The sequence below is a fragment of the Actinotignum stranguriae genome, assembly GCF_051265215.1.
GTDB lineage: Bacteria > Actinomycetota > Actinomycetes > Actinomycetales > Actinomycetaceae > Actinotignum > Actinotignum schaalii_C.
This window is the reverse complement of record NZ_JBOZCJ010000006.1, coordinates 24149-40896: the sequence shown is the minus strand read 5'-3', so window position 1 is coordinate 40896 and position 16748 is coordinate 24149. Positions and strand designations below refer to the sequence as shown.

The window sequence follows — 16748 nt, the reverse complement described above, 5'->3', positions numbered from 1 at the left end:
CGGAAGGGGGGAGAAAGAAAGAGGCGGAGCTCAAGAAAGTCGGTGGTGTGTGCCACCGTAGCACATGGGCCTAACTTTTGCCCCGAGTGCGCTGCGGGTTCTACCATGGAGCCGGTGCTTGCTCGTCTCGCAGGTGCCTCAGAACGGCCCGTCTAGCCGTTTCCCACGACAAGAAAGAGTGACAAAAGCGTGTTACGTACTCGTTATGCAGGCTCGCTGCGAGCAAGTGATATTGACAGCGGAGTGACGCTGACCGGGTGGGTGGATCGCCGCCGTGACCACGGGGGTATCGCCTTTATTGATCTGCGCGATGCTTCGGGTATCGCACAGGTGACCGTCCGCGAAGAAATTGCGCACGAGTTGCGTAACGAATTTTGCATTAAGGTGACCGGGATTGTGCGCGAACGGCCGGAGGGCAATGCGAATGCGGCCCTGGCTACCGGGGAGATCGAAGTGGAGGCCACGGACGTTGAGGTCCTCAGCCCCGCCGAAGCCCTGCCCTTCCAGGTCTCCGATCATGCCGAAGGCTCCGGCAAGGTTTCCGAAGATATTCGCCTCAAGTACCGCTACCTGGATTTGCGGCGCTCCTACGAACAGAAGGCGCTGCGCTTGCGCGCCAAGGTGAATCAGGCGGCTCGCCGGGTGCTGGACGGCCATGATTTCGTGGAGATTGAGACCCCGACCCTTACCCGTTCCACCCCGGAAGGTGCGCGTGATTTCATTGTGCCGGCGCGCCTCAATCCGGGAACCTGGTACGCCCTACCGCAGTCCCCGCAGCTCTTTAAGCAGCTGCTCATGGTGGGCGGGATGGAACGCTACTACCAGATTGCCCGCTGCTACCGCGATGAAGATTTCCGCGCGGACCGGCAGCCGGAGTTCACCCAGCTGGACGTGGAGATGAGCTTCGTTGACCAGGATGACGTTATCGCGGTGGCCGAAGAAGTGCTGCGCGAGATCTGGAAGCTCATCGGCTATGACCTGGCCACCCCGATTCCCCGGATGACCTTCAAGGACGCCATGGAAAAGTACGGTTCGGATAAGCCGGACCTGCGCTTCGGGTTGGAACTTATTGACCTGACCGAGTACTTCAAGGACACCACCTTCCGAGTTTTCCAGAACCCTTACGTGGGCGCGGTAGTTATGCCCGGCGGGGCCTCCCAGCCGCGGCGCACCTTCGATAAGTGGCAGGAATGGGCGAAGGCGCGCGGGGCGCACGGTCTGGCCTACGTCACCATCGCGGAGGATGGCACTCTGGGCGGCCCGGTGGCCAAGAATATTACCGAGGCGGAACGTGCCGGCCTGGCTGAGGTCACCGGCGCGAAGCCCGGGGATTGCATCTTCTTCGCTGCCGGTGAGCCGACTTTCTCCCGTGAACTGCTGGGCGCGGCCCGGTTGGAGATTGGCCAGCGGGTAGGCCTTATTGATGAGGATGCCTGGGCCTTTGTGTGGGTGGTGGACGCACCTATGTTCAAGCCGGCCTCCCAGGCCGCGGCGGAAGGCGATGTGGCTCTTGGGTCGCGCTGGACCGCGGTTCATCACGCTTTCACGGCGCCCAAGCCCGAACACCTGGATACCTTCGATACCGATCCGGCCGGTGCGCTCACAAATGCTTACGATATCGTCTGCAATGGCAACGAGATCGGCGGTGGTTCCATCCGTATCCACCGCCGTGATATCCAGGAGCGCGTCTTCAAGGTCATGGGTATCGATAAGGAAGCCGCCGAGGAGAAATTCGGTTTCCTCCTCGAGGCTTTCAAATTCGGTGCGCCCCCGCACGGCGGCATTGCGTTCGGCTGGGATCGTATTGTCTCCCTGCTGGTCAAAGCCCCGTCGATCCGCGATGTTATCGCTTTCCCGAAGATCGGCAACGGCTGGGATCCCCTCACGGACGCTCCCGCGGAAATCACCGCGCAGCAGCGTAAGGAAGCCGGTGTGGATGCCACCCCGAAGGCCTGCTCTGGCGCGGTGGATGCCGCGACCGGTGCCCCGATCACGGAGGAGGCCGCTGCGGCCAGCGCGAAATAACGGCTCGGCCGCCGCGTAGGCGGTGGCTGTGAAACTAGGGGATTTACCGGGAAGACGCCGGGCGTACTAGATGCGCTCGGCGTCTTTCACACCCGCGAGCAGGCGCGGATCAAGCGTATTGGCTGGCCCGGTCAGTATCGATAGCTGCCCGTTCGGCTCGAGGATGACAGCGGCGACGTCGTCCACACACGCAACCCCGCGCAAACGCAAAGCCATCATGATTTCTTCCGTGGTGGTGGAATGGCGCCGGGCGGCAGGGGTGAGCTCCCCGTGCGCCCAGATAACGACGGGCCGCGCGTGCACCCAGGCTTCTCCGCGGTGCGAGAGCGCGATAAATCGCAGCAGCGCCTGCATGAAGAACAGGGTGAGAAGGGCGACGATACCGCCGGCCAGGGTGGGGGTATGCCCGAGCGTCACGCGCCCCGCGATTGCCCCGATAACGACGACGGCCGCCATATCCGAGGTGGAGAGCCGGCTCACCACGTTTTGCCCCAGAGCCCGCAAAATCACCACGAGGAAAAGGTACATAAGGCAGGTGGCCACCGCGATAGCACCGGCCTGCAACCAGGTAATGCCCAGTAGTTCGGCCAGATTCAGGTGATTGATCTCAGACATGCCTCCATTATGGCGCGGCGTGCCTCCCGCGCGGCACCGCAGTCGCGGTGCTGGCGCTTGCCGGCGCGATATCCGCGGGGTATTTTTCCGGCGCGATGGCCGCGGCTTGGGCCGGTTCGTGGTGCTCGAGGATGCGGTGCCCGCCTTCGGACACCCCGAAACGCTGGTAAATACGCGAAAGCCAGCGCGGCGCCCACCAATTCCACTTGCCCAGTACCGTCATGGTAGCCGGAACCAGGAGGATACGGCTGAGGCTGGTATCCGCGATGACGGTGATGGCTAGCAGCACCCCAACTTCCTTGATCGCGAGCATCTGCCCGAAGCAGAAGCCCACGAAGACCGCCACGATAATCGCGGCCGCGGACGTAATAATTCGCCCCGAGCGCTGCAAGCCGAGCGAGACTGCCCGGTCATTGGATTCACCGGCATCCCAGTATTCCTTCATGCGGGCCACCAAGAACACTTCGTAATCCATGGAAAGCCCGAATCCGAATGCCAGGCCGCAAGCCACTACCACCGCGGTCAGCCCGTCGGTTTCCGGCAGACCCAGCAGGCCGTTATCGAAGAGGAAGGCGGTCAGCCCGAGCGAGGCCACCAGGGAGAGCGAATTAATAATGATGGCCTTGATTGGGATGAGCACCGAACCGGTCATGAGGAAGAGCAAAATCAGCACGGCGAGCAGCACCACGCTGAAGGCAATAGGTGCGCCCTCGCGCAGTACCTGGTTGAAATCAATCTGGATAGCCGCGCTCCCGCCTACCAGAATCTCCGTATTCGCGACGCTTTCCGCATGGGTGCGGATATCGCGAACGGTATTACTGGCCTGGGCGGAGGTAGGATCCCCACCGTTAACAAATACTCCGAGATTATGCCAGCCGTTATCCATTTTCGTGGATTCCCCGACCTTGGAAACCTCCGGCAGCCCGGCGATCCACTCTGATTGCTCGCGCAGGGCGGCATCATCACCCTTGACCAGGACGGTAATGGCCGGCTGGCTCAAATCCGGGTAATCACGTTCCAGAATCTCCTGGGTGGTGCCCGGCGAGGAGGTTACCGGAATATATTCACTGGTATCCGTGCGTAAAGTAGTGTCCTTAATGGGAATAATCATGACCACGAGGATGGCGGTCACCACAGTCATAATGACCCACGGGCGCCGCTGCACCCAGCTCGCGATACGGGAGAACACCCCGTGATCGGTATGGGTATCACCCACCGCGCGCATCAGGTGGCCCAGGCCGGGGATTTTCGCGAGCGCGGACGGCTGGGCCAACCGCGGCCCGGCAATACGCAAAAGGGCCGGCACCAAACTAACTGCGGAAATAACCGCGAGGAGCACGACGACGAAACCCCCCATGGCTATCACCCGAATAATGCGGGAATTGAAGGCCAGCAGCCCGGCAATGGCGAAAGCAATGGTGACGGCGGAGAAGATCACGGTGCGCCCGGCGGTGCGGACCGTGGTGGCTAGCGCCCCTTCCATAATGGTGGCCAGTTCCTTTTTCTCCGGTTTGGCTCCCGGCCCGTAGCGTTTTTCGATACCGCGGGTGATTTCTTCGCGGTAGCGGGAGACCACCAGCAGGCCGTAGTCAATGGAGAGCGCCAAGCCAATAATGGAAACCACGTTGAGTACGAAGGAATCCACATCGGCCACGAAGGTGAGGAGCCAGACTCCGCCCAGGGTAATAATGATGGCAACAATGGCCCCGGCCAGCGGCATAAGAGCGGTGAGGAGACCGCCAAAGACCAGCACCATGAGGATGAGGGCGACCGGGAGGCCGATAGCTTCCCCGCGCACCAGATCGTGACGGGCTACATCATTAATGGCGGTCATCGCCGCATTCGCGGAGGTGGCATCCACCTGGACAGCGTGGGTGGATGCAAAAGTATCAAGCGTTTCCTGCACCCGAGCTTCGGTAGCATCGGTATTCGCATCCGAGGTGAATGTGATGACGAGGGCGAAGCCGTCCGCGGCGCGCAAACCGGCTGTTTCCACGCGGGCCTGGGTGCGCGCGGTGGTGATGCCTTCTTCACGCGCGGAGGCAATGACCTCTTCTTCGCTGGGTTGGCCCGCCTGGGCCGCGGCGGCCGCGGCGCTCACTTCCTGGGTGGCGCGGGCCTGAGCTGCTTCGCGCGGCATTCCACCGCGCATGAGCTGCGCGGTGGCGGCCTCAATTTGGGTGGCGAGCTGCTGCTGGGCCGCGGCGGCGGCCTTCTGATATTCGGCGCGCGCCTGCTCCTCAGCCTTGGTTGCGCCTTCCGCTTCGGCTTCCCGCACGAGGGAAGGTGAACTCAGGGCGCTGGCCACCCCGGGGATTTTTGCGATCTCCTCACTGAGATCAGCGACGGCAGCGGTGAGCTCCTGCGGATTTGCGGCGCCGTGGATGGCGGCCACCATGCGGTAATCGCCCTGGGAATCGGTGAGTTCCAGGACTCGAGCGGATTCTGTGCCGGTGGTGAGGCCCTGGGTGGAGGACATGCGGGAGAATAGGCCTCCCTGGCCGAAACCTGACAGCGCGGCGAAACCGGCAGCAACGGCGCACAATATCCAGGTGATAATGACTCTCCACGGGTGGCGAATAGAGGCACGCGCTAACAACTCTGTCATGCTCCTATTATCGCTCATTTTCCCGAAAAGTAGCGGTTTTTAAGCCATCTTTGAACGCTGGAGCTGGAGCTTTTGCGGTAGGCGTCCATAGCGGAGCGTGAGCCTGCGTGCCGAGCCCGTAAACTGGGAGGGTGGATCTCTTTGAAAGCAGCCAAGTTGATGCTCGCGGGGTGCCCGATTCCGACACCGGCCCGCTGGCGGTGCGCATGCGCCCGCGCACGGCCGCCGAGGTGGTCGGTCAGGATGAGGTGCTCGCCCGCGGCGCACCCTTGCGCCGCCTCATCGACGCGGAGGCCGGGTCTGCGCCGTCGTCCGTATTTTTATGGGGACCGCCGGGGGTTGGGAAAACAACTCTCGCGTATCTTATTGCTCGCTCTGGGCACCGCGATTTTATTGAGCTATCCGCGGTGAGCGCCGGGGTGAAAGACGTGCGGGCCGCGGTGGAAAGTGCCCGGCGCAAGCTGGTGAGCAACGGTACCGAAACCGTGCTTTTTATTGATGAGGTGCATCGCTTCTCGAAAACGCAGCAGGATGCGCTGCTACCGGCCGTGGAAAACGGGTGGGTGATTCTGGTGGCCGCGACCACCGAAAATCCGGCCTTTTCCGTGGTGGCACCGCTGCTTTCGCGCTCGCTTCTCGTCACGCTGCGCGGTTTGAACGACGCCGATATCCGCGCCATCATCAACCGGGCCCTCACCAGTGAGCGCGGGCTGGGCGGGGCATATACTCTCGACGACGATGCGGAATACAATCTGGTGCGACTGGCCGGAGCGGACGGGCGGCGCAGCCTCACCCTCCTGGAAGCCGCGGTGGACGGGGCCCGTGCTCGCGGGGAACACCGGGTGAGCGTGGAGGATGTGGCCCGCGCCGCCGATGGCGCCACCGTGCGCTACGACCGCGATGGCGATGAACACTACCAGGTGATTTCCGCTTTTATTAAGTCGATCCGCGGTTCGGATGCGGACGCGGCTATGCACTATCTTGCACGCATGCTAGAAGCGGGGGAGGACCCGCGGTTCATCGCGCGCCGTCTCATGATTTCCGCCGCCGAGGATGTGGGGATGGCCGATCCTTCCGCGCTGCAAACCGCTACCGCGGCGGCGCAGGCCGTCGCCCTGGTGGGTATGCCCGAGGCACGGATTATCCTCGCGGAAGCCGTGGTCCACCTGGCCACCGCACCGAAATCAAACCGGGCCTACCGCGCTATCAACGCTGCCATTGCCGATGTGCGGGCCGGGAAAAGCGCCCCGGTGCCCCTCGCGCTGCGCAATGCCTCGTTCAAAGGTGCCGCTGCCCAAGGCTACGGGGAAGGATACCGGTACGCTCACGACTACGAGGAAGGGATTGCCCCCATGCAATTTATGCCGGAGGGCTTGGAAGGCACTCGCTATTACGAACCCACCACCCGCGGCTACGAGGCGAATATCACCCCGAGGTTGGCGCATAACCGCGAGGTGCTCGACCGAGAGAACTGATACACTAGTTCGGTTGCTTTGCGAGAAGTAACACCTGGGGTCTTAGCCGATTGTGTTGGCCCCGAACCGGCGCCGCCCGGCGCTGGAACGTACATCTACAGGAGATTATCAATGGCAGGAAATCGTTCTCGTAAGGCCGTGCGTCAGTCGCGCGCCCTGGGCATCGCCCTCACCCCGAAGGCCGAGCGCTATATGCAGCGCCGCCCCTACCGTCCCGGTGAGCATGGCCGCGGCCGCACCAAGGATTCCGACTACTCGGTCCGTCTCAAGGAAAAGCAGCGCCTGCGCGCCCAGTACGGCATCCGCGAAGCGCAGATGCGCCGCGTCTGGGAAGAAGCGCGCCGCCAGGATGGTCTGGCCGGTGAAAACCTCGTCGAGCTGCTGGAAATGCGCCTGGATGCCCTGGTGCTGCGCGCAGGTTTCGCGCGTACCATCGCCCAGGCTCGTCAGGTTGTGGGCCACTCTCACGTCATGGTAGACGGCAAGATCGTCAACCTCCCGTCCTACCGCGTGACCCCGGGCCAGGTGGTGCAGGTCAAGCCGAAGTCGCAGGCTTCCCCGCAGTTCCTCGTGGCAGCGCAGGGCGCGCACCGCGATGTGCTCCCCGCGGTTCCCGAATATCTCGATGTTGACCTGGAGAAGCTGAAGTTCACCCTGGTGCGCCGCCCGCGCCGCGTGGAAGTTCCGGTCCAGGCTGACGTCCAGATGATCGTCGAATACTACTCCCGCTAAAGATGTGGGACTTGAGGAAGGGTGCACCCGGAAAGGTGTGCCCTTTCTTTGTTTCATAGTTTTTTTGATAGCTATGTGAGAGCGATGCCCGCCGCTGCTTATAGTGCCCCCGCGAGCAGCTGCGGCGTCGTCGTAAAAAATAAGCCACTCCCGCCTGTGCCTCGAAAATACCGGGCGGGAGAGCCTGTACCATAGGTGCGTGGTCGGAACGGCCACATAAGCCATAAGGAGACAAATACGTATGCGCACCGCTGAGATTCGCCGGCGCTGGCTGGATTACTTCGCGAAGCACGACCATCATATTGAGCCGTCCGTGCCCCTCGTGTCGCCCGATCCCTCCATTTTGTTCACGATTGCCGGCATGGTTCCCTTCATTCCTTATATCGTGGGAACTCAGCGAGCTCCGTGGCCGAGGGTAGCCTCGGTACAGAAGTGCATCCGTACGAACGACATCGATAACGTTGGCAAAACCACGCGGCACGGTACGTTCTTCCAGATGTGCGGCAATTTCTCCTTCGGGGACTACTTCAAGGAAGGCGCTATCGACCTGGCCTTCGGGCTGCTGTGCGCGCCGCTGGAAGAGGGCGGCTACGGCCTAGATATCGAGCGGATGTGGGTGACCATCTGGGAAGAAGATGAAGTCTCCTTCGCGAAGCTCGTTGAGGTAGGCGTGAATCCGGCCCATATCGTCAAGCTGACCCGGGAAGAAATTTTCTGGTCCACGGGCCAGCCTGGACCGGCCGGACCCTGCGCGGAAATTCATTATGACCGCGGGCCCGAATACGGCCCGGATGCGGTGGGCGGAACCGTGGACCCGGGCGGGGACCGCTACCTGGAAGTGTGGAACCTCGTTTTCGACCAGTATCGGCGCGGAGAAGGCTCCGGCAGTGACTACCCGCTGCTCGGGGAGCTGGACCAAACCGCCATCGATACCGGTGCGGGCCTGGAGCGTATCGCCTTCCTGCTCCAGGGCAAAAATAATATGTACGAAACCGATGAAGTGTGGCCGGTTATCGCCCGCACCCAGGAACTCACCGGGCGTACCTACGGCGCGAACGAAGAAGACGATGTTCGCATGCGCGTTATCGCTGACCACGTGCGCTCGGCCATGATGCTTATTAACGACGGCGTGCGCCCGGGCAACGACGGACGCGGCTACGTACTGCGCCGGCTTATGCGGCGCGCCATTCGTTCGGTCCGCTTGCTCGGGGTGGATGCCGCGGTCCTCGGTGACCTGGTGGAAACCTCGAAGAATGCCATGAAGGAGTCCTACCCCGATCTGGAGGCGAACTTCGGGCAGATTCACCAGGTGGCGGTGGAAGAAGAAGCCGCTTTCCGGCGCACCCTGGCTACCGGTGAACAGATTTTCGCGGCGGCCGTGGACTCTGCGACAAACGCGCCCCATGCCGGCAAGGTCATTATTCCCGGATCGGCCGCTTTCACGCTGCATGATACTTACGGGTTCCCCATTGACCTCACGCTCGAAATGGCGGCTGAGAAGGGCGTGGCCGTGGACGAAAAGGGCTTCCGGGCCCTCATGACCGAGCAGCGCGAGCGGGCGCGCGCCGATGCCCAGGCAAAGAAAACCGGGCATGTGGACGCGCACGTGTACCACGAGATTCTCGACGCGCAGGGTGGGCCCACCTCGTTCCTCGGATACTTTGAAAAGGCCGCGGAAGCGCGCGTGGTGGCGATCCTTGAAAACGGGGTACCGGTACCTGCGGTCACGGCTCCCTCCGATGCTGATGTTATTTTGGACAAGACCCCGTTCTACGCCGAAATGGGTGGGCAGCTTGCCGATCACGGCACCATCAGCGTAGCCGGGGGCGGTATGTTCGACGTCGTAGACGTGCAGGCACCCGTCAAGGGCTTGCATGTGCATCGCGGCTCGCTGACCGAAGGGACCATCGCGGTGGGCGATATTGTCCACGCGCAGATCGATACCCTACGCCGCCATCGGATTGCCCAGGCGCATACCGCTACCCATATGATTCATAAGGTGCTCCACGAGTTTATTGGTGAGCAGGCCACCCAGGCGGGCTCCGAAGATGCCCCCTCGCGGCTGCGTTTCGATTTCCGCCACGGCTCGCAAATCCCGGTGGACGTGATGACGCAGATTGAGGCGCGCGCCAATGAACGCCTCCAGGACAACCTGGAAGTTACGTGGGCGGAATACCCGATTGAAGAAGCCAAGAAACTCGGGGCGCAGATGCTCTTCGGGGAGAAATACGGCGATATCGTGCGGGTGGTTTCCATTGACGATGCCTGGTCGCGGGAATTCTGCGCCGGCACCCACGTGGCGAATACCGGTGAAATCGGGATGATTACCGTCCTGGGTGAATCCTCCATCGGTTCGGGGGTGCGCCGTATTGATGCGCTCGTGGGCGAAAGCGCCTACGCGCAAGGGGCGCGTGAACGCGCGCTGGTTTCGCAGCTCACCGCGATGATGGGGGTACGCCCGGAGGAGCTTCCCGAGCGCATCGACACGATGCTCGGCAAGCTCAAGGCGGCTGAAAAACAAATCGCGGCGCTGCGCCAGAAAGATATTGTGGGGCAGGTTGACACGGTTATTTCGCAGGGCGTGCACCTGGGCGATCGCACGCTCTACCGTGCCCACCTCGGCGTGGTGGAGAGTGCGGATGACCTGCGCGTGCTCGCCACGGAGATCCGCGGGCGGCTGGCACCGTCCGATGATTTCGTCATCATTATTACCGGAGTTAGCAACGGGCGTCCCCTTATTGTGGTGGCAGCTTCCGAGGCGGCGCGTACGGCCGGTCTGAAGGCCGGGGCGCTGGTTTCGCGTGCGGCGAAGATCCTGGGCGGGGGCGGCGGCGGTAAGCCGGATCTCGCGCAGGGCGGCGGTTCGGATGTGACGAAGCTGGATGAAGCCCTCGCGGTTCTGGAAGCGGAGCTGCGCGGCTAATGCGGCGAGGCGTGCGGATCGGAGTGGACGTAGGGCGGGCGCGTACCGGCGTGGCCAGTTGCGATAGCGACGGCATCCTCGCCACTCCGGTCGCCACGCTCCGGGCGAACGGCACGGACGTGAGTGAAGTTGCTCGCGAGGTGCGCGAGCGCGGCGCCATTGAAGTCATCGTGGGTTTGCCGCGCAATATGGATGGGAGTGAAGGCTCCTCCGCTAAGTATTCACGCAGGTGGGCGCGGCGTTTAGCCCGGCGTATCGCTCCGGTTCCGGTACGTTTATTCGACGAGCGGCTCTCCACGGTGGCCGCCCATGCCCAATTGCACGAGGCCGGGCGCAGCTCGCGGAGCCACCGCGCCGTTGTTGACCAGGTCGCGGCGACCGTTATTCTTAATAATGCGTTGGAAGCAGAGAGGCTCACCGGCGCACCGGCCGGCGAACTCGTGGCGGCGAGTACCGAAGCGAAAGGCGATAATGAGTGACGTTTTTGACCGCTTGAGTGCGGACGACGCCGATACCCCGCGCCGTCGCCAATCGGGCGCGCGGCGAAGCTCTCACGGGGCGGGTGTGCCGCGGGGCGGTGCACGTGGAAGCCAGCCGCACGGGCGCGGTGCCCAGGGGCGCGGGAGTTCCGGGCGGATGCCGGCGGGGCGTAACTCATCGGGCCGAAATTCGGAAGGCCGCAATGCCGCGGAGGCGAGGCGTCGGGCGGCCGCGCGGCGTACGGAGCGGGCCCGGCTGCGGCGCCGCAAGAGGATTACCACCGGGATCATTACCGTTCTTCTTGTTACCGCGCTCACCGCGGCGGCTGTTATTTTCTTCCCGCGCTTGCTGCACAGCTCCGATACCGTGCGCGACTACAGCGGAGAAGGAACCGGCCAGGTGGTGGTGCGGATTCCGGAAGGGGCTACCGGGCGGCAGATCGCAGCGGTACTCGCCGAGAAAAATATTGTTGCCACCGAAGGCGCATTTATCGATGTCTTTTCCCGTGATCCGCGCTCCACGGGCATCCAGGCCGGGGCGTATACGCTGCGCGAGCAGATGTCCGCTTCCGCGGCTCTTTCCGCCCTGCTGGATCCGGCTAATGCCGCCACGATTAAAGTGACGATTCCCGAAGGCTTTACCAAATGGCAGGTGCGTGACCGGCTCGGCAATCTTATGGACATCGACGTCGGGGTGGTTGAAGATGCGATGAACGACGCCGCAGCTATCGGCCTGCCCGCGGAAGCTGGCGGGAATGCGGAAGGTTGGCTGGCGCCCGCCACCTACGATTTTGATCCGAATACCACGGTGACCGAGGCGCTCCAGCAGATGGTGGAAGTCCAGGTTGGGCGCCTAGAAGCCAGCGGGGCGGAGCGGAGCCGGTGGCAAGCAGTGCTCACCACCGCTTCTATCGTGGAACGCGAAGGGCATCCGGCCGATTACCCGAAGGTCGCCCGAGTCATTGAGAACCGGCTCGGGGATAATGCGCCGGAAGTAGCCGGGCGCCTGCAGATGGACTCCACTGTGCTCTACGGGGTAGGCAAATCCGGCGGGGTGCCCACGCGGGCGGAATTGGACGCGGATAATCCGTATAACACCTACCGGGTCAAGGGCCTACCGCCCACCGCTATCGGGGCGCCCGGGGTACAAGCCATTGAAGCGGCTGTCAATCCGGCGGAAGGCAATTGGCTCTATTTCACCACCGTTAATCTGGAAACCGGGGAAACGAAGTTCACGGCCGATTACGAGGAGCAGATGCGTTTCCAGGCTGAGTTCCGCGAATGGTACGCCGCTCACCCGGACGGAGAGAAAAAGGACCACTAGCGTAGCTGCGCATAGGTACGACGGCGCAGCGCGAATCTGGCACGTATCGATGCGGCGGTGCCGGAGTTTATCCCCAGGTTGCTCGCGCGGCCCTGCTATCCACAGGGTGCAGGCGTGGCATCGCCCCGATACGTGGGCATCCGTAATCTGAGCGCATGAACTTCTTTTCCCGTGAACGTATCCTGCGCGGCGCTCTCAGCCCGGCGGTAGCGGTGTTGCTCGTCGTGGGTGTGAGCCTGTGCTGGGCGGGGTTGGGGTGGTCACGTTCGGTGGGTGCACTTGGGGGCGGTAGCCCTGTTGTTGATACGGGTGCCGGTAATTCTGCCGGGGTGTTCCCGGGCGCCGGAGCGCTGCTGGGTGCCGGTATGCTCGCGCTCCTTTGCGAGGCGGTAAGCGGGGCATGCCTGGCTCTTGCCGCGGTCGTGGACTCGCGGGTGCAACTCCTTCCTGATCCGCTGCTGGCGGCGGCTGGGGGAGCTGCGCTTACGGGCATCGCGCTGCGCGGGCAGTGGGAGGATAGTGCTATTGGAGCCGTGGCTGGCCTCGGCGGTTACGTGGTGCATCGTTTTGCCCAGCTCGGATGGGGTGATGTCAAAATGCTCATCGTGCTGGGGTGGTGGACGGGGCCGCGCCTTGGGCTCGGCCTGCTTATGAGCCTCGTGGGCGCGGGTATATTTGCCGCGGTGCGGGTGCTGAGCGCCCGGCTCACCGTGGATGATTCCATTCCGCTCGGGCCGTGGCTCATGGGCGGTGGCGCCCTCGCGTGGCTGGCCGGGCTAGGATAGGGAGGCGCCCGCATCCCGGCACTTCCGGGCCATGGCGGGTGAACCGGGATCCGTGAGCTCTGTGCTAACAGCACGGGTGGCCGGGATACGTAACGGGACTTATGAACGTAGGAATGGGGAATGACGCGCATGATTCGGTGGTCAACAGCGGGGGAATCCCACGGAGCAGCCCTCGTGGCGCTTATTGAGGGAATTCCAGCGGGCCTGAGCCTGAGTTCGGATACCATTCGGGATCAATTGGCCCGCCGCCGGCTCGGCTATGGGCGCGGTGCCCGCCAGAAATTCGAACAGGATAAGCTTCACGTCCTCACCGGATTACGGCACGGATCCACCCTCGGTTCACCCATCGCGCTCGTTATTGAGAATTCCGAATGGCCCAAATGGGAAGCGGTCATGTCCGTTGATCCGGTTCCACCCGAAGCACTGCTGCGTGATGCCGGGAGGGGAGATAACCAAGAACTTGCCCGGAATAAACGCCTCACCGCGCCCCGGCCCGGGCATGCCGATCTCACCGGCATGAATAAGTACGACCACAGCGATGCTCGAAACGTCCTCGAACGCGCTTCGGCTCGGGAAACTGCGGCCCGGGTGGCGCTGGGCGCTATCGCGCGCGAGTACGCGAGCCAAAGCGCTGGAATCACCATCGTTTCCCGCGTGGTGGCTCTCGGTGGCGTGAGTGATACCTCAAAGACTGTTCCCGGGCCGGCCGATGCCGCAGCTCTTGATGCCTCGCCGGTGCGCTGTCTGGATGAGGCCGTGGCCCAGGCCATGATGGAAGAAGTTGATCGGGCGAAGAACGCGGGGGACACCCTGGGCGGCGTCGTCGAAGTTCTTGCCTACGGCGTGCCGCAAGGACTGGGCAGTTACGCAACACCTTACGGGAGGCTCGATGCGGAACTGGCCCGCGCCATGATGTCCATTCAAGCGGTAAAAGGCGTGGAAATCGGAGATGGATTCACCACCGCTGGCCGGCCCGGCAGCCAGGCTCATGATGAGATCGTCCGCACCGCAGCAGGGGTGCGGCGTCTAACCAACCGGGCGGGTGGAATCGAAGGCGGCATGTCCAATGGCGAAACGATCCGAGTGCGTGTGGCTTTCAAACCGATTTCCACGGTACCGAGGGCCCTGCGCACCATCGATACTGAAACCGGGGAAGCCACAACGGCACTGCACCAGCGCAGCGATGCAAGTGCTGTGGTTCCCGGAGCGGTTATTTGCGAAGCGATGATGGCGCTGGTTCTCGCGGAAGCAATCCAGGATAAATTCGGCGGGGACACCCTCGGTGATACCCGAGCGGCGGTCCGCGCCTACCTGGATCGCATTCCGGAGGAACGCCGATGAGCGTGCGAGCAGTGTTGGTCGGGATGCCTGGGGTGGGCAAATCGACCGTGGGAAAGCTGCTGGCCAAAGATCTGGGCCTTCCCTTTGCCGATTCGGATGCTCTGATCGTGAGCGAAACGGGGCAGAGCATCCCGGAGATTTTCCAGACGGTGGGAGAAGAAGGATTCCGGAGGCTGGAAGCCGATATTATCGCGCGCACCCTCGCGGATTTTGATGGTGTGCTTTCCCTGGGGGGAGGAGCTATTTTGAGTGAAGCCACCCGGCAAGCGTTACGGCACCATCCCGTGGTTCTCATCGAGGCGCGTATGGATATCCTGGTGCGAAGGATTACCGGTTCGCGGACCCGCCGTCCGCTCCTCGAGGATAATCCCGCGCTTCGGTTGCGGGAACTCGATCGGGAGCGCACTCCGCTTTATCGCGATGTGGCAAGCGTGACGGTAACCTCCGATGGGGGTTCCCCACACCGGGTAGTGCGCCGGATTCGCGCGGCTCTGGATGAATGCGGTGATACCGCCAGGTGAAGGCTCCGCCACCCAGTGGATGCACCGCTCAGAAAAAGGTGATGGCACCGTAGCGGCTGCGTCGCAAAGATGAAACTCCCCGTGTAAACTTGGGGAGGACTATTTGTGAAAGGATACCTTGTGGCAACAACCAATGATTTGAAGAATGGCATGGTCCTGGTATTCGACAACCAGCTGTGGCAGGTTGTTGAGTTCCAGCACGTCAAGCCGGGCAAGGGCCCTGCTTTTGTGCGGACTAAGCTGAAGAATGTCCTCTCCGGTAAGACTGTGGATCGCACTCTCAACGCGGGTATCAAGGTCGAAACCGCCACCGTGGACCGCCGCGATATGCAGTACCTCTACCATGATGGTACTGATTTCATCTTTATGGATGAGGATACCTACGAACAGGTTCCGGTCACCGCTGAAGTCATGGGTAATCTGGCGAACTTCCTGCTCGAAAACCAGAAGGCCATTGTTGCTTTCCACGAAGGTAATGTGCTGTTCGTGGAACTCCCCGCTTCGGTGATTCTCGAAGTGACGGAAACCGAACCGGGTCTCCAGGGCGACCGCTCGAATGCGGGCACCAAGCCGGCTACGGTGCAGACCGGGTATGAACTCCAGGTGCCGCTCTTCCTCAATATTGGGGACAAGATTAAGGTTGATACGCGCACCGGTGAATACATTTCCCGGGCGAATGACTAATGGCTAAACAGAAGAAACACCGGTCCACAGGCCGTTCCACCCAGCGTCATCGCGCCTTGGATGTGCTTTTCGAAGCTGATGAAAAGAACATCACGTCGGAAGCGGGTATTCTCGAGCTTCTTGCTGAGCGTCAGCGCGTCTCTACCGCACAGGTTCCTATCGGGGAATTTGGTTCGCAGATTGTGAGGGCTTACGCGCAGCAAATCTCGCAGGTGGATACCCTCATTGAGGCTTCCTCGGAGGATTGGTCACTCGAACGTATGAACGCGGTGGATCGCAGCGCTTTGCGCGGTGCGGTTGCTGAACTCATGTACCTGGGGACTTTCCGCGGTGCCGTCATTGTGGAGTGGACGAACCTCGTACGCGAATTCTCTACGGATCGCTCCGTCGGCTTCGTTATGGGCGTGCTCAATAAGGCTGCCGATATTCGCGAACGTGAGGAAAGTGGCGGCGCACCGATTCTTCAGAACGACGACGCCGCTAACGCGGTGGAATCCGGCGAAGAAAGTAACCTTGTGGAATCTGATGAGGCCGGCCTCATCGCCGCTATCCGCACCGGCCAGCTAGATGATCCCGAAGCTGCCCGGGCCAGCGCGGAAGAATAAGAATTTCTCCCGGCCACCAGTAACTAATGGCGGGTTTCCGTGAAATCAATTCACGGAAACCCGCCATTTTTGTGCTTGGTAGGCAGCTTGTGCTGCTAAGCGAAAGTGATGAATCCCCGCGCCCCCGAAAATTCCCGAGTTCCCGGAAAAGCCCGAGTTTCCGGAGTCTTATCGCCGGCCGTAATTGGAATTGCGGCCGAAAAGGCGGTCGAGTTCGCGCCGTTCTTTCTTCGTGGGGCGGCCGCTGCCAGGATCACGCCGCATGACCGGTAGATAAACTTTCTCCCGCACGGGGGTGAGATCCTCATAATTTTCCCGAGCTAGTGGCGCACTCGTCCGTTTGGTAATAATCCCGGTAACTTTGAGGATTCGATCAAAACCTTCTACCCGGTAGCGCACCACATCACCAACACGGACCTTCGCGGCGGGCTTGACCGGTTCATCATTGATGCGCACGTGGCCCGCCTTGCATTCGGACGTAGCCAAGGAACGAGTTTTGCACTGCCGCACGCTCCATAGCCAGACGTCAATCCGAGTTGTTTCCATAGGTCTAGCCTACTCGGATGCCGCTACCCGTTGCGAACTTCGTCACAAGCCGCGGCGCTGACCTGCCGCGATGGTTTTATAAAAA

The 16748-nt window shown here is 62.1% G+C and carries 14 protein-coding genes; 11 read left to right on the top strand and 3 right to left on the bottom strand.

The window, feature by feature from the left end; genetic code table 11:
• Nucleotides 1-189 precede the first annotated feature (189 nt).
• Entirely contained in the window at nucleotides 190-2025 is a 1836-nt protein-coding gene (gene aspS, locus ACRQEG_RS03575; protein ID WP_274755669.1) for an aspartate--tRNA ligase, read from the top strand.
• 66 nt (nucleotides 2026-2091) lie between these two features.
• Here the strand turns inward: aspS and ACRQEG_RS03570 are convergent, their stop codons facing one another.
• Entirely contained in the window at nucleotides 2092-2640 is a 549-nt protein-coding gene (locus ACRQEG_RS03570; protein WP_274755670.1) for a DUF421 domain-containing protein, read from the bottom strand.
• A gap of 7 nt (nucleotides 2641-2647) precedes the next feature.
• Complete coding sequence (locus ACRQEG_RS03565; protein ID WP_274755671.1) at nucleotides 2648-5248, bottom strand: MMPL family transporter; 2601 nt, start codon at nucleotides 5246-5248, stop codon at nucleotides 2648-2650.
• A gap of 131 nt (nucleotides 5249-5379) precedes the next feature.
• Between ACRQEG_RS03565 and ACRQEG_RS03560 the strand changes: the two genes are divergently transcribed.
• The 10 genes from ACRQEG_RS03560 (at nucleotide 5380) to ACRQEG_RS03515 (ending at nucleotide 16117) form a co-directional block, all read left to right on the top strand.
• Nucleotides 5380-6723, top strand: a complete 1344-nt coding sequence (locus ACRQEG_RS03560; RefSeq protein WP_274733082.1) for a replication-associated recombination protein A — start codon at nucleotides 5380-5382, stop codon at nucleotides 6721-6723.
• A gap of 111 nt (nucleotides 6724-6834) precedes the next feature.
• A complete protein-coding gene (gene rpsD / locus ACRQEG_RS03555; RefSeq protein WP_016442833.1) occupies nucleotides 6835-7455 on the top strand; it encodes a 30S ribosomal protein S4 in 621 nt (206 codons plus the stop codon).
• A 241-nt stretch (nucleotides 7456-7696) separates the two neighbouring features.
• Nucleotides 7697-10378, top strand: a complete 2682-nt coding sequence (gene alaS, locus ACRQEG_RS03550) for an alanine--tRNA ligase (protein ID WP_274733085.1) — start codon at nucleotides 7697-7699, stop codon at nucleotides 10376-10378.
• A complete protein-coding gene (ruvX, locus tag ACRQEG_RS03545; RefSeq protein WP_126134484.1) occupies nucleotides 10378-10857 on the top strand; it encodes a Holliday junction resolvase RuvX in 480 nt (159 codons plus the stop codon). The genes alaS and ruvX overlap by 1 nt, the downstream gene beginning before the upstream one ends.
• Nucleotides 10850-12181: an endolytic transglycosylase MltG gene (gene mltG / locus ACRQEG_RS03540; RefSeq protein WP_274733088.1), complete on the top strand. Its 1332-nt coding sequence runs from the start codon at nucleotides 10850-10852 to the stop codon at nucleotides 12179-12181. The genes ruvX and mltG overlap by 8 nt, the downstream gene beginning before the upstream one ends.
• A 155-nt stretch (nucleotides 12182-12336) precedes the next feature.
• Nucleotides 12337-12966, top strand: a complete 630-nt coding sequence (locus ACRQEG_RS03535; RefSeq protein ID WP_274733090.1) for a prepilin peptidase — start codon at nucleotides 12337-12339, stop codon at nucleotides 12964-12966.
• Nucleotides 12967-13095: 129 nt separating this feature from the next.
• Entirely contained in the window at nucleotides 13096-14307 is a 1212-nt protein-coding gene (gene aroC / locus ACRQEG_RS03530) for a chorismate synthase (RefSeq protein ID WP_274733129.1), read from the top strand.
• Nucleotides 14304-14828 carry a shikimate kinase gene (locus ACRQEG_RS03525; RefSeq protein ID WP_126134480.1) on the top strand — a complete coding sequence of 175 codons (525 nt, stop codon included), beginning with the start codon at nucleotides 14304-14306 and terminating at the stop codon, nucleotides 14826-14828. The genes aroC and ACRQEG_RS03525 overlap by 4 nt, the downstream gene beginning before the upstream one ends.
• 120 nt (nucleotides 14829-14948) lie before the next feature.
• Entirely contained in the window at nucleotides 14949-15512 is a 564-nt protein-coding gene (efp, locus tag ACRQEG_RS03520; RefSeq protein WP_016442826.1) for an elongation factor P, read from the top strand.
• Nucleotides 15512-16117 carry a transcription antitermination protein NusB gene (locus ACRQEG_RS03515; RefSeq protein ID WP_126134479.1) on the top strand — a complete coding sequence of 202 codons (606 nt, stop codon included), beginning with the start codon at nucleotides 15512-15514 and terminating at the stop codon, nucleotides 16115-16117. The genes efp and ACRQEG_RS03515 overlap by 1 nt, the downstream gene beginning before the upstream one ends.
• Before the next feature lie 168 nt (nucleotides 16118-16285).
• Here the strand turns inward: ACRQEG_RS03515 and ACRQEG_RS03510 are convergent, their stop codons facing one another.
• Nucleotides 16286-16663 (bottom strand): RNA-binding S4 domain-containing protein, encoded by a 378-nt coding sequence (locus tag ACRQEG_RS03510; RefSeq protein WP_087070820.1) that lies wholly within the window; start codon nucleotides 16661-16663, stop codon nucleotides 16286-16288.
• Nucleotides 16664-16748 lie beyond the last annotated feature (85 nt).

What these genes read in the sequence shown, in the direction of transcription:
- ACRQEG_RS03570 (WP_274755670.1), bottom strand. Translation starts at nt 2,640, where the DNA reads ATGTCTGAGATCAATCACCTGAATCTGGCCGAACTACTGGGCATTACC.
- ACRQEG_RS03565 (WP_274755671.1), bottom strand. Translation starts at nt 5,248, where the DNA reads ATGACAGAGTTGTTAGCGCGTGCCTCTATTCGCCACCCGTGGAGAGTC.
- rpsD (WP_016442833.1), top strand. Translation starts at nt 6,835, where the DNA reads ATGGCAGGAAATCGTTCTCGTAAGGCCGTGCGTCAGTCGCGCGCCCTG.
- alaS (WP_274733085.1), top strand. Translation starts at nt 7,697, where the DNA reads ATGCGCACCGCTGAGATTCGCCGGCGCTGGCTGGATTACTTCGCGAAG.
- ruvX (WP_126134484.1), top strand. Translation starts at nt 10,378, where the DNA reads ATGCGGCGAGGCGTGCGGATCGGAGTGGACGTAGGGCGGGCGCGTACC.
- mltG (WP_274733088.1), top strand. Translation starts at nt 10,850, where the DNA reads ATGAGTGACGTTTTTGACCGCTTGAGTGCGGACGACGCCGATACCCCG.
- ACRQEG_RS03535 (WP_274733090.1), top strand. Translation starts at nt 12,337, where the DNA reads ATGAACTTCTTTTCCCGTGAACGTATCCTGCGCGGCGCTCTCAGCCCG.
- aroC (WP_274733129.1), top strand. Translation starts at nt 13,096, where the DNA reads ATGATTCGGTGGTCAACAGCGGGGGAATCCCACGGAGCAGCCCTCGTG.
- ACRQEG_RS03525 (WP_126134480.1), top strand. Translation starts at nt 14,304, where the DNA reads ATGAGCGTGCGAGCAGTGTTGGTCGGGATGCCTGGGGTGGGCAAATCG.
- ACRQEG_RS03515 (WP_126134479.1), top strand. Translation starts at nt 15,512, where the DNA reads ATGGCTAAACAGAAGAAACACCGGTCCACAGGCCGTTCCACCCAGCGT.
- ACRQEG_RS03510 (WP_087070820.1), bottom strand. Translation starts at nt 16,663, where the DNA reads ATGGAAACAACTCGGATTGACGTCTGGCTATGGAGCGTGCGGCAGTGC.